Annotated in this window: 11 protein-coding genes; all 11 read left to right on the top strand. The window is 47.3% G+C overall.

Annotated features, from left to right (window positions below):
* Positions 1 to 63: 63 nt before the first annotated feature.
* The 11 genes from ACH59B_RS25390 to ACH59B_RS25340 all read left to right on the top strand — a co-directional run bounded on the left by ACH59B_RS25390 (position 64) and on the right by ACH59B_RS25340 (position 12,373).
* Positions 64 to 1,005, top strand: a complete 942-nt coding sequence (locus ACH59B_RS25390; protein WP_016822459.1) for a D-alanyl-D-alanine carboxypeptidase family protein — start codon at positions 64 to 66, stop codon at positions 1,003 to 1,005.
* A gap of 233 nt (positions 1,006 to 1,238) precedes the next feature.
* Entirely contained in the window at positions 1,239 to 2,300 is a 1,062-nt protein-coding gene (locus ACH59B_RS25385) for an LCP family protein (RefSeq protein ID WP_017425988.1), read from the top strand.
* A gap of 45 nt (positions 2,301 to 2,345) precedes the next feature.
* Positions 2,346 to 2,774 (top strand): CBS domain-containing protein, encoded by a 429-nt coding sequence (locus ACH59B_RS25380; RefSeq protein WP_013373897.1) that lies wholly within the window; start codon positions 2,346 to 2,348, stop codon positions 2,772 to 2,774.
* Positions 2,775 to 2,963: 189 nt separating this feature from the next.
* A complete protein-coding gene (locus ACH59B_RS25375; RefSeq protein ID WP_013373896.1) occupies positions 2,964 to 3,266 on the top strand; it encodes a MazG-like family protein in 303 nt (100 codons plus the stop codon).
* Between the two features lie 5 nt (positions 3,267 to 3,271).
* Complete coding sequence (locus tag ACH59B_RS25370; RefSeq protein ID WP_016822461.1) at positions 3,272 to 4,189, top strand: DUF2232 domain-containing protein; 918 nt, start codon at positions 3,272 to 3,274, stop codon at positions 4,187 to 4,189.
* A gap of 11 nt (positions 4,190 to 4,200) precedes the next feature.
* The gene (locus ACH59B_RS25365; RefSeq protein WP_016822462.1) at positions 4,201 to 6,189 is read left to right on the top strand and encodes a DHH family phosphoesterase; all 1,989 of its coding nucleotides are present in this window, start codon (positions 4,201 to 4,203) and stop codon (positions 6,187 to 6,189) included.
* Entirely contained in the window at positions 6,186 to 6,629 is a 444-nt protein-coding gene (gene rplI, locus ACH59B_RS25360; protein ID WP_016822463.1) for a 50S ribosomal protein L9, read from the top strand. The genes ACH59B_RS25365 and rplI overlap by 4 nt, the downstream gene beginning before the upstream one ends.
* Before the next feature lie 2 nt (positions 6,630 to 6,631).
* On the top strand, positions 6,632 to 7,990 hold the full coding sequence (gene dnaB / locus ACH59B_RS25355; RefSeq protein ID WP_013373892.1) for a replicative DNA helicase: 1,359 nt from the start codon (positions 6,632 to 6,634) through the stop codon (positions 7,988 to 7,990).
* Between the two features lie 377 nt (positions 7,991 to 8,367).
* Positions 8,368 to 9,654, top strand: a complete 1,287-nt coding sequence (locus tag ACH59B_RS25350) for an adenylosuccinate synthase (RefSeq protein ID WP_016822464.1) — start codon at positions 8,368 to 8,370, stop codon at positions 9,652 to 9,654.
* A gap of 229 nt (positions 9,655 to 9,883) precedes the next feature.
* Positions 9,884 to 10,540: a hypothetical protein gene (locus ACH59B_RS25345; RefSeq protein ID WP_102997364.1), complete on the top strand. Its 657-nt coding sequence runs from the start codon at positions 9,884 to 9,886 to the stop codon at positions 10,538 to 10,540.
* 309 nt (positions 10,541 to 10,849) lie between these two features.
* On the top strand, positions 10,850 to 12,373 hold the full coding sequence (locus ACH59B_RS25340) for a M23 family metallopeptidase (protein WP_102997365.1): 1,524 nt from the start codon (positions 10,850 to 10,852) through the stop codon (positions 12,371 to 12,373).
* The last annotated feature ends 195 nt before the right edge of the window (positions 12,374 to 12,568 follow it).

The following is a 12,568-nucleotide window of genomic DNA, read 5'->3' as shown; positions in this document are numbered from 1 at the left end:
TTTTCGAAAAATTGCAGACAAAATGGATTTTTCATCGTCTAATAAGATATGGAGGTTATTACGATGATGAAAAAACATTGGTTACGTTGGGCTATTGTCGTCCCGGTACTTATTATATTGATTTTTATTACTCTTGGACCCCGCTTGTTGATCGGAAAGCCGAATGTGGATGCAGACGCTGCAGTGCTGATGGACATGCACACCGGGGAATTACTGATGGATGTGAATGGCGATAAGCCTATGCCTTCTGCAAATATGTCCAAGCTCATGACCGAGCTATTGGTACTGGAGGATATTCGGACCGGACGGTTAGGCTGGAATGATGAGGTGCGAATTAGTCGTTATGCCAGTACGGTGGGTGGTGTGAATCTGTCTCTTCGGTATGGGGAAAGAATGACCGTATCTGAACTGTTCCAAAGTATGGTTGTGTATTCAGCGAATGACGCCGCTGTAGCGCTGGCAGAGCGTTCATCAGGGAATGAGTCCGCTTTTGTGAAGCGCATGAATGAAAAGGCTGCTCAAATTGGGCTGTCACCCGGTAGTCGCTTTAGTAATGCCTCTGGGGCTGGTCAGAGTGAATTGGGGCCGAACCATCCTAAGGATATTCGCGGAGAAACGAAAATGACGGCAAGCGACACTGCAAAGTTGGCCTCTTACTTGATTACGTCACATCCTGAGATTCTCAGAACGTCCAGCCGCACACAGATGGAATTGAAGGATAAGGGCATTTACATCAGTAATACGAACTGGATGCTGCCTTCCTTGGCTGGACCGTACTCTTATGCGGGGACGGACGGATTGAAAGCAGGGTACACAAGCGATGCTGGATACTGCTTCACTGGTACAGCTGAGCAGCATGGCAAACGATTAGTTGCTGTAGTGCTGGGTGCACCGAGCAAGGAAGAGCGTTTCGCACAGACACGGAAGCTGTTTGATTATGGTTTTTCTCTGTCCACCTCTTTTCCGGTACGATTGCAAAATTTGGTGAAACTGTCTCTGCATTAAGATAAAAGATAACTTTGAAAGCTACATAGAATACTTATATAAACGTAAATGAGGGCTTTGACCGTAAGGGCAAAGCCTTTTTTGTCATGAGTTTGAGGAACTAACCACGCCATGGCACTTTTGACAACAAGGTAGCAGACCTTTTATGCTTTGAGGGGAAGTTTCCGCTTCATGAGGGATCAATCCGGTTTAATGAAGAGATGGGATTTGTGGACGAAAGAAGGAAGGAAGCCATGATGGAGAGAAGACATAAGAGAAGGACCCGTGGAAAGCCCAAAAAGAAAAAGAGGTTTACCGCTCTATATATTTCATGTATTGTCTTGCTTTTAGTTGCAGTAGGGGGCTATCTATTCCGCAAACAGCTGACGCTCGTGGCTTTTGACTGGTTTGTGTCACCGACGCTGGAAAGCAAGCTGGAGAAATCCTACCAGCCTCGTCAATCCAAGGAACAACAGCCCCAAGAGACCGTTGCTTACCAGAAGGAGCCTTTTTCGGTGTTATTACTGGGGACAGATCAACGGCCCAATGAAAAGGCACGTGGTCGCTCAGATACGGTGATATATGCTGCTGTACGGCCCGCAGAATCGCGTGTGCTCTTGATTTCTATCCCAAGGGATACGTATGTACAGATTGCCGGACATGATTCCAATCGAGATGGCGAGGATGATTTTGATAAGTTGGGGCATGCTTATGCGTTCGGAGGCGAGGATATGTCCATGGGCACTGTAGAGAAGCTGATGGAGCATAAGGTCGATTATTATGCTACGATTAATTTCCAGGGTATTCAGGATGCCGTGAATGCAGTGGGCGGAGTAGTGTTACCTATCGACCAGCCCATCGAGAATAAAAACCCGCTGCATATCAAGTTCCGTATTGAGGCGGGCAAGCCGCTTTATAATGGTGAAGAAGCCATGTATTATGTTAGGTATCGGGAAGATAGCGACTTCAACCGTACAAAACGTCAGCAAATTTTTTTGAATGCTATGGCCGATAGGCTACTGAATATCGACGGAATCACCAAGATCCCGGAGTTGCTCGATATCATGGGGGCCAATTTCACAACGGATATGGAACCTGCCTTTATTACTGGGCTTGGCAAGCAAGCTATTTCACAAGGGAATCCACAAATCTCAAGTTTTACGATTACGGGGGAAGGGTTCAAGAAGAAGGGCCTGTACTATGACCGGGCTAATGAACAGGAACTTGAATATGCCAGACTTATGATTGCGAACTGGCTAGACTCTGATACAACCCCGCAGACGCTGAGGCTTCCCGACAAACAGGACATTCAGTGAGTAATCAATGGATTTATATTTGATTTTGAGGGGGATTCGTTTCTCATGAATATTGCTTTTTTCTTGCTTCCCAAACAAGAGGTCGCTTGTGTAACGGCGGATGCTACTCTACGGCAAACATTGGAACGAATGGAATATCACCGATTCACAGCGGTTCCTATTTTGGATAAGGAAGGTAGATATACGGGTACGGTTACAGAGGGTGACCTATTGTGGCATATGAAAGAGTCTGAGGGGAAAATCACCTTTGAAAACGCTTCTAAGTTTATGCTCAAGGACGTTCCGCTACGGGTTTCGATGAAACCTGTATCCATTGATGCCAATATGGAGGATCTGATTAATTTGGCGAAGGTACAAAACTTTGTGCCCGTTGTGGATGATATGGAAAGGTTTATCGGTATCGTGCGCCGCAGCCAAATTATTGAGTATTGTGAGAAATTTGTGTCCAAGGAATCGCTTAATACTTCAAGCTAAAATAAGCAGCAAAGCCGCACTGAAGATTACTATCACCCTAGGGGCTAACAGTGTTGACATGGGCTTATAATAAGCAGCAAAGCTGCTCTGAAAATAACGATTTACCCTATGGGGTAACAGTTATTTTCAAAATAGGATATGCTATAATGGAGAATAAAGCTTTTTCAGAGGGGTGTGACTCTTCATCATATGCCTAAAGAAATGGATGTAGTTAAACGAGCCAAGGTTATTGAATGGCTTAAAACAGAGGTGCTTGACCAAGTCTCCCGTCTGTTTAAGGCGATGTGGGAAGGCAGTACAGTCCGTATTGGTGACTGTTTGGCCAGCCTGGTGATGAGCAGTTATATTCTGGGGAGGCGTCTTGGGGTGTCTTACCGTGAATTGGATGATCTACTCATCGACAAGCTAAGAAAGCACAGAAAAGAAGGACACCAGCTGGAGGATTGGTATCAGGACATTTCCGCACTGGAAGAACATATGCGTAAGAGGTGAAAACGTTGAAATTCCGCTTGGCCACTGTAGCATGGAGCGTTATTTATTTGCTTCTGCTGCTGACTCTATTGACACCATTTAGAATTATTACCGTATTTTTTCTGATTGTGCCTGGCGCTGTATTGTTTTCATCGCTGCCTTTCAAAGGATTTCTGGTTCACGTCATACCGGTGCTTTTAATTATAGCGCTACTCGATGTGTATTCGCTGCTTCCTGCGATTTACTTTCTGATTCCTTCTATATTGATGGGACGGATATATAAAAAGGGAGGATCTGCTTTTCAGGCGTTGATGACCGGAACAGGCATTATTTTAGCCGAGTTGTTGTTTGTACTGTTTATCGCTACGTATTCCTTCGGGTTTGATCTTTCGCAGTCCCTTCGGGATCAGGCTGAGATATCGGCCAGTATTGTACAGCAGATTTTAAGTGCGAATCCGATGTTTGCGAATATGAGCTGGACAGCTGAAGATACGCAGAAACTCGGTACAATGCTGATTGGTAAAGTTCCATATGTGATGATCGTCAGCTCGTTTATACTGGCAGTGATCACACATGCTTTGGCACGTCCAGCATTGAGCAGTCTCGATGTGCCGGTACGTAAAATGAAGCCTGCCCGCGAGTGGATGCTACCACGCACGCTGATCTGGTACTATCTGCTGGCAATTGTAATTGGATGGATAGCGGATTCCTCCGATAGCAGCTGGATTCAAACGGTTTCCATTAGTATGCTACCGCTGATCCATGCATGTTTTATTATCCAGACAATTGGTTTTGTATACTTCTGGACGCATAGCCGTAAAATGAGCCCAGTGATTGCGTTGCTGCTGTCGCTCGTCGTTCTGGTGTTCCAGCCGCTCCGCATTATAGGTATTATTGATTTGGCCTTTCCGCTGCGTGAAGCTATTACAAGATCAAAGAAATAGGGTGAACAGTCATGCCTAAATTTCTACAAAAACGCTGGCACGGCTATCAGACGGTCTGGGCGTTTTTACTGCTGCTGGTGCTTGTCATATGTATTTCCATGTACAACTGGGAACTGGGTGTGATAGGACTGCTGCTATCATTCTTGCTCGGCGGATTGATGCTGAAGACGGAGCTGGATTTCCGTCGGGAACTGAATCAATATATCAGTGGCCTTTCCTTCCGGATCAAGCGGGTGGAGGGAGAAGCGATCAGTACACTGCCGTTCGGTATCATTTTATACAGTGAAAATCGGACGGTAGAATGGCACAATCGCTTTGCCAGTGAGATGTTCGAGGAGCAATCGTTGATTGGAGAGCCCCTTCAAGATTTGTTTCCTCAACTCGCAAACGCTCTAAGCACTAAAAAGGAAACGAAAGAGTCTGCTCGTGAACTAAAGGTGGAATTACAGCATGATGAGCGTCATTATCAGTTTCTAATCGTGCCTGATGAGCGTCTGATATATTTGTATGAAGTGACGGAGCTCGCGGTACTGCGCAAGCAGTATGAGAACGAGCGGTTAGCGCTTGGTATTGTCATGCTTGATAATATGGACGAGGCTGCTCAGGGAATGGACGATCAGCAGCGTACCGCGCTTATTGCGAAGGTTTCCAGCGAGATTACGTCTTGGGCCAATCAATACAATATTTATTTGCGCCGGTTGTCATCTGAGCGTTATCTTATTATGCTGAATCATAAAGCACTCCAGGAGCTGGAGCAAAGCCGATTCGTCATTTTGGATACCGTGCGGGAAATGACAGCAGATTTGAAAGTACCGATGACATTGAGCATTGGTTTGTCTTTCGGGGCAGAGAGTATCAAGGAGCTGGGCGAGCTAGCTCAATCCAGTCTAGATATGGCGCTTGGACGTGGGGGAGATCAAGCAGCAGTGAAAGCGGGACAGCGCCTGTCCTTTTACGGAGGCAAGTCCAATGCTGTCGAGAAGCGTACCAGGGTGCGTGCCCGAGTCATTGCGCATGCGTTGCGTGATCTGATGCAGGAGAGCGACCGTGTGCTGATTATGGGACACAAAATACCGGACATGGATGCAATAGGAGCAGCTATCGGTGTGTGGAAGGCTGCGGCACTTTACAATGTAGAGGCCCATATCGTACTGGACAAATCCAATCCGTCTATTGACCGAATGATGGAGCAGGTAAACAAGGATGAGAAGCTGTCGCAAGCGCTCATGACACCGGAGCAGTCGCTTCAGGTGATGACCGAGCACAGCCTGCTGGTTGTGGTGGATACGCACAAGGCGTCAATGACGATTGAGCCGCGTCTGGTGCAGACGGCCAGCCGGGTGGTGGTTGTGGATCATCACCGTCGGGGCGAGGAATTTATTAATGATTCTGTTCTGATCTATTTGGAGCCATACGCGTCATCGGCCTGTGAACTGGTGACTGAGCTGCTGCAATATATCCATGAAAAGGTCCAGCTGACACCGCTGGAGGCAACATCACTGCTGGCGGGGATTACGGTGGATACCAAGCATTTCTCCCTGCATACAGGCTCACGCACGTTTGAGGCAGCTGGCTTCTTAAGACGTAGTGGAGCAGATACAGTGATGATCCAGCGCATGTTAAAAGAGGACCTGGATGAATATATTGCTAAGGCGGAAATTATTAAGCATGCTAAAATGATATATGGGCATATCGCAATTGCGGTGACCGAGCCCGGACAAAAAATACCGCAGCTCCTGATTGCTCAGGTGGCGGATTCATTACTCAATATGACGGATGTACTGGCCTCCTTTGTGGTCAGTGAACGTCCTGACGGCCTGGTGGGGATCAGCGCCCGATCACTCGGACGCATGAACGTACAGGTCGTCATGGAACGGCTAGGCGGCGGAGGACATCTGACGAACGCAGCGGTTCAGCTGGATTGCTCGCTGGAGGAAGCTAAGCGCAGAGTGGTCGACGTACTGGCCGAAATTGATGGGGAAGAGGGGTTATTTGAATGAAAGTAATATTCATTAAAGATATGAAGGGCCAAGGTAAGAAGGGGCAGGTTAAGGAAGTATCCGACGGTTATGCAGCGAATTTTCTGTTGCCGCGTGGGATTGCCCGTCCAGCAACGGAAGGAAATATGAAGACGCTGGAAAACCAAAACGCTGCTGAGGAGAAACGCAAGCAAGAGGAAAAGGAAGAGGCACAAGTACTCGGCAAAAAGCTGGAAGAGACTACAATTCAGCTCAAAGCAAAGGCTGGAGAAGGCGGACGTCTGTTCGGCGCGATTACAAGCAAGCAAATCGCAGAGGCTGTTGCTAAAACAGGCATCAAGCTGGACAAACGCAAAATCGAGCTGGAAGAACCGATTCGTACGTTGGGCGTGACTCAAATGACCGTCAAGCTTCATCCTGAGGTCAAAGCTACGCTGAAAGTACAGGTGACTGAAGAATAATTATGGGCGGCGAATTTTTTGATCGGATTCCTCCGCAAAATCTGGAGGCTGAACAGGCGGTTATTGGGTCTATTTTGCTTCAGTCTGAAGCACTGATTACCGCAATGGAGCGGGTGCAGACCGAGGACTTTTACGATAAAGCTCATCAAATGATTTACGAAGCAATGATTGAGCTGGGTGAATCCGGACAGCCGATTGACTTGGTTACGCTGACCTCGAAAATTCAGGACAAAGGTCAGCTGGAGGATATCGGCGGTGTCAGTTATCTGGCGAAGCTGGCTCACGGGGTGCCAACAGCGGCTAACGTGGATTACTATGCCCAGATCATTGAAGAAAAAGCGATGCTTCGTCGCTTGATTCGTGCAGCTACACAGATTGTGAGCGAAGGCTATAGCAGTGGCGAGGATGTCGCCGGTATGCTGAGTGATGCTGAGCGCAAGATTATGGAAATCTCCAACGGGCGCTCAGGCAGTGGTTTTATCGCCATCCGTGATGTCGTGATGGAAGTGTTCGACCGCGTTGAATTGCTGCATCAGAACAAGGGAAACACGACCGGAATTCCGTCCGGATTCGTTGACCTGGACAAGATGACGGCGGGTTTCCAGCGCAATGACCTGATCATTGTGGCTGCCCGTCCATCTGTAGGTAAAACGGCATTCGCCCTGAATATTGCACAAAACGTTGCAGTACGGGCAAAAGAGACGGTTGCCATCTTCAGTCTGGAGATGTCGGCGGCTCAGCTCGTGCAGCGGATGATCTGTGCCGAGGCTAACTTGGACGCGAACGTCATGCGGACAGGTGAATTTAAAGGCGACGACGATTGGGCGAAGCTGACGATGGGCATTGCAGCCTTGTCAGAGGCGGAAATCTATATCGATGATACGCCCGGCATCACTGTGGCTGATATCCGTGCCAAATGCCGCCGTCTCAAGGCGGAAAAGGGACTGGGTATGATCGTTATTGACTACTTGCAGCTCATTCACGGACGCGGCAAAGCGGGCGAGAACCGGCAGCAGGAGGTATCCGAAATTTCACGGACATTAAAACAAATCGCCCGTGAGCTTGAAGTGCCTGTAATTGCCCTTTCCCAGCTGAGCCGGGGTGTGGAGCAGCGTCAAGATAAGCGGCCCATGATGAGTGACTTGCGGGAATCGGGTTCCATTGAGCAGGATGCTGACATCGTTGCGTTTCTGTACCGGGATGATTATTATAATCAGGAAACAGAAAAGAAAAATATTATTGAAATTATCATTGCCAAGCAGCGTAACGGCCCGGTCGGTACGGTAGAGCTGGTATTTCTCAAAAATTATAATAAATTCGCTAATTACGAGCGTGCCCATTCGGATGCGTTCGCCGGTTAATATATTTGTATGATTAGAAAAGGCTCTTTCGACGCGGGTATCGCGATTACGAGAGAGCCTTTTTTATAGAATTCATATATTTTCATAGAACGATTGAAACTCTCAATTACGAACAATACTATTTTCATGTAATATAATGTTCGCTTTTTATTTGACTTTGAAAAATGGTACTGGTACACTTATAGTGCTGCTTCAACGCAGTGGGGAGATCATTACGCCCGGGGCTTTCCGAACTTACGGAATGTCTGCGACGGACGTTTTTTCCTGCTGTCCGAGAACGCTCCATACCTGCCCGCTGAGGCGGTTGAAGCCAGATATGTGTTAGCGCGTCAGCTCAAAATCAGAGTGTCTGTGGGCACTCCACGGAGGAATGAAACATGTCAACTGTAGTCGTTGTGGGGACACAATGGGGAGACGAAGGCAAAGGTAAAATCACGGACTATCTGGCGGAAAGCGCTGAAGTAGTGGCCCGTTACCAAGGCGGAAACAATGCTGGTCATACGATTCTCATTGACGGTAAAAAGTATAAGCTGAGCCTGATTCCATCCGGCGTTTTTTATGAAGATAAAAAGTGTGTTATTGGCAACGGCATGGTAGTGAATCCAGCCGCTCTTATTGAAGAAATTACTTATATTCATGATAATGGATTTTCCACGAAAAATTTGGTCATTAGTGACCGCGCACATGTCATTATGCCTTACCATATGACGTTGGACGTGCTGGAAGAAGACCGCAAAGGTCCTAACAAAATTGGTACTACCCGTAAAGGGATTGGCCCTGCTTATATGGATAAAGCTGCTCGTAACGGTATTCGTATTGCTGATTTGCTGGAAGCAGAAGAATTCGAAAAGAAACTGCGCCATCTAACGAAGGAAAAGAATCAAGTGATTGAGCAAGTATACGGCGGCGAGCCGCTGGATGTTGAAGAAATATTGAAACAGTATCTGGAATATGCTGAGTTTATTCGTCCTTATGTAGCGGATACGTCTGTTGTGCTGAACGATGCAATTGACGCCAATCGTAAGGTGTTGTTTGAAGGTGCACAAGGCGTTATGCTCGATATCGACCAAGGTACGTATCCATACGTTACGTCTTCTAACCCGTCGGCTGGCGGCGTATGTATCGGTTCTGGTGTAGGCCCATCCAAAATTCAACAAGTGATCGGTGTAGCTAAATCGTACACAACTCGTGTAGGGGATGGACCTTTCCCAACGGAACTACACGATGAAGTCGGCGATTACATTCGTGAAACAGGCCATGAGTACGGTACGGTTACAGGTCGTCCTCGCCGCGTAGGCTGGTTTGACAGCGTCGTTGTGCGCCATGCCCGTCGTGTTAGTGGATTAACTGGTCTTTCCCTGAACTCGCTGGACGTATTGACAGGCCTGAAAACAGTTAAGATCTGTACAGGCTACAAATACCGCGGCGAGATCATCACGCATTATCCAGCTAGCTTGAAAATGCTGGCAGAGTGTGAGGCGGTATATGAAGAAATGCCAGGCTGGAACGAAGACATTACTGGCGTGAAGACGCTGGAGGAACTGCCGGAGACTACCCGCCATTACGTACAACGCGTATCCGAGTTGACAGGTATTCCAATCGCTATTTTCTCGGTTGGTCGTAACCGCGATCAAACGAACCAAGTGCTCCCGATTTATTTGTAAAATATCCGTAGGATTCTATGAGGGCGTCATGCCTGTTTAATCATATAACTATTCCTGCTAAATCAAGGGGAGAGAGGCAATTCATGCCTCCCTCTTCTTTTTTATATGGATGTGTTGGTGCTAGTTTTACATATTCCAAGGGTTAAAAATCGTCATATCTCGTCAATACTGGTCTATATGCACTTCATGATGTACACATGGCAAGATGCGTATAAGGAGGTAACGGGATATGAGGTGGCTTGGATGGCTGCTTAAAAAAGGAATGACGGTGGTGCTGGTCAGCGCGCTGACACTGGCAGTGACCGGTGTGGTCGTGAATGCTTATGTTCAATCGCTGTTACGGCAATTTAACATTCAGCTCGATCATCAGCCGATATGGGGATGGGGCTGGCTAAAAGGCAGCGCAAATACTGATCAAAGTACAGGTACAGGGAAGAGCAAGACGACAGGGAGCGACTCTGGAAGTGTAACACCGCCTGATAATGCTTTGCCTGTCATGGGACAGGGCTTAGAAGAAAGCGGAAATAAGACAGGTGGTGCATCCAATGACAAGGGATCTCAGGAAGGGGCCACGTCGGCCGGAACACCAGACAGCGAGCCGCGTCAGCAGGCAGAAGGTACAGCTACACCTGAAACGAGTATCGAAGGCCATGATTTGGTCATTACGCCCGACCATCTGACGGAGAAAAAGAACAATTTACCGGCGGCTCAGAAGCAGGAGATTTTTACGATTCTCATGAATAAACTTCCGCCGGAAGAGATGCAAAAAATATCAGCTGCGATGGAAGGCGGTCTCACCGAGCAGGAGCTGCAAGATATTCAGCAGGTGCTTGCGAAGTATTTGACCAAAGAGGAATATAACAAATTGATGGGTATGCTTAAATAATGCATAAATAAAACGCATAAATGTATGGGCAATGTTAATGCTCAAAACAGGACTGTAGAATCCGCGCCGGGCGCGGATTTTTTTGCGTGCTAGGAAGTAATTGGAGTGCAGTTGAATTCTTTGTAAAAGCTATGTTAAAGTAAACTGTGTTGTGAAAAGGTTAAATTTTTGAAACCTTTTACGTAACTATGCAATACTAGATAGCGACTATTATCATAGATAAGCTTGTAAAATGGCTACTTTTATCATGTAAAAGGACAATAATGAACGCATTTAATAGAGATAGGATATGCTGAAAAGGAGAGAACCATGGAGGTTTCTAAGGGGAAGTTATCACCAGACCACAGGAATGGGAATTCAAGTGTTGAAAGCAATTCTGCCGATAAAGCAGGGAAAATAGCAACATGGTGGAACGGACGGAAAAGATGGTTAAGTTGGACGGCAGGCGGCATTGTGATTGTTGGCGGTCTTATTTTTGCTAGCAATCAGTATGTTGGAGCCAATACAGTTCCTTATTATAAAGTGTATGTTAAAGGCGTTGAGGTCGGCAGTATCCTGAATGAGCAGCAGCTTAAGCAGCTGTATACAACGAAGAGCAAGCAGTATAAAGACAAGTATCCTGATGTGGAAATGGTGCTCAATACGAGCGCGGTCACGACGAGCACAGAAAAGGCATATAAGGCGGATATCGATAGCGCAGCCACGCTGAAGAAGCTGGACGGCATGCTGACTGCCTATGCCAAAGGAGTAGAAGTGAAGGTCAACGGACAGATGGTTGGCATTGTAAAGGACAAAGCGACTGCACAAGCGGCTTTAAAGCAAGTGCAGAAGAAATACACACCTGCGGGTGAAGGTACGGCGACAGGCATTAAGGGGCTGGTTCGCAAAACATCCGTGGGGAGTAGTCATGCTAGCGCAAGCACGAAGGCGCCTAAAGCATGGCTGGAGTCTGCCAGTATCCGTGAAAAGATTGCGTATGAGCCGGTGAAAGCAGATCCGAACAAGGTGCTGACGGAGGCAGAAGCGGTTAAGGTACTGACCGAGGGACGTGAAGCTCCTACAACCTATACGGTGCAAGAAGGCGATTCTTTGTCGTCGATTGCTACGAAGTTCGATACGACGGCTTGGGAGATTAAGCAAAACAATCCCGGTCTGCGTGAGTTGTACTTGCAAATTGGGGACGAGTTAAAGGTCACGGCTCCCAAGGTACCTGTTACGGTACGAACGGTAGAAAAGGTCGTCGAGCAGATTGCTATCGAGCCTGAAGTAGAGATTCGCCAGAGCGATGAATTGAAAGCAGGAGTTACGAAAGTGGTCAGACCGGGACAAGCAGGTCTTAAAGAGATGGACTACCGTTTGACCAAGGAGAACGGTGAGGTCGTGCAAGAGGAATGGCTCGGTCAAAAGGTGTTACAGCCGTCTGTTACCGAGGTGGTTCTGAGAGGAACGAAAGTCGAGGGGGAAGGCTCGGGCCAATTTGCCTGGCCGACTGCGGGTGCAATCATGACGAGCAGCTTCGGAGGACGTTGGGGACGTATGCATGAAGGTGTTGACTTGGTCGGCGATCATACGATTCAAGCTTCAGATGAAGGTGTCGTCACATTTGCCGGTCAGCAGAATGGCTACGGTAATGTCATTATGATTGATCATCGCAACGGCTATCAAACAGTATACGGGCATTTGAACAGTATTGGTGTCCATGTGGGACAGGTTGTTCAGCAAGGTGAAGCGATTGGTATCATGGGAAGCACCGGACGTTCCACAGGCACACATGTTCACTTTGAGATTCGCAAAAATAATACGCCACAAAATCCAATGACGTATTTAAGATAGATTGGATGTTTAAATCGAGAGTTATGTGATTCGATGAGGATCAAGGAGAAAGACCATGTTTTCTGCATGCTTAACAGCCAGGTGCAGGCATGGTTTTTTCTGCGTAAAGAAAAGGGTCTGGAAAAGTAATGGAATAGCGTACGGGTATGATAGAATAGAATAAGCATCTTATGGGTACTGACAAACGAAAGTTAA

This window comes from Paenibacillus sp. DP01 (genome assembly GCF_044784315.1).
GTDB classification, from domain to species: domain Bacteria; phylum Bacillota; class Bacilli; order Paenibacillales; family Paenibacillaceae; genus Paenibacillus; species Paenibacillus polymyxa.
Note: the sequence above shows the minus strand (reverse complement) of the source record. Positions and strands in the feature narration are given on the sequence as shown.

Excerpts from the sequence above, each read along its gene's own strand:
- ACH59B_RS25390 (WP_016822459.1), top strand. The coding sequence starts at position 64 with ATGATGAAAAAACATTGGTTACGTTGGGCTATTGTCGTCCCGGTACTT.
- ACH59B_RS25385 (WP_017425988.1), top strand. The coding sequence starts at position 1,239 with ATGATGGAGAGAAGACATAAGAGAAGGACCCGTGGAAAGCCCAAAAAG.
- ACH59B_RS25380 (WP_013373897.1), top strand. The coding sequence starts at position 2,346 with ATGAATATTGCTTTTTTCTTGCTTCCCAAACAAGAGGTCGCTTGTGTA.
- ACH59B_RS25375 (WP_013373896.1), top strand. The coding sequence starts at position 2,964 with ATGCCTAAAGAAATGGATGTAGTTAAACGAGCCAAGGTTATTGAATGG.
- ACH59B_RS25365 (WP_016822462.1), top strand. The coding sequence starts at position 4,201 with ATGCCTAAATTTCTACAAAAACGCTGGCACGGCTATCAGACGGTCTGG.
- rplI (WP_016822463.1), top strand. The coding sequence starts at position 6,186 with ATGAAAGTAATATTCATTAAAGATATGAAGGGCCAAGGTAAGAAGGGG.
- dnaB (WP_013373892.1), top strand. The coding sequence starts at position 6,632 with ATGGGCGGCGAATTTTTTGATCGGATTCCTCCGCAAAATCTGGAGGCT.
- ACH59B_RS25350 (WP_016822464.1), top strand. The coding sequence starts at position 8,368 with ATGTCAACTGTAGTCGTTGTGGGGACACAATGGGGAGACGAAGGCAAA.
- ACH59B_RS25345 (WP_102997364.1), top strand. The coding sequence starts at position 9,884 with ATGAGGTGGCTTGGATGGCTGCTTAAAAAAGGAATGACGGTGGTGCTG.
- ACH59B_RS25340 (WP_102997365.1), top strand. The coding sequence starts at position 10,850 with ATGGAGGTTTCTAAGGGGAAGTTATCACCAGACCACAGGAATGGGAAT.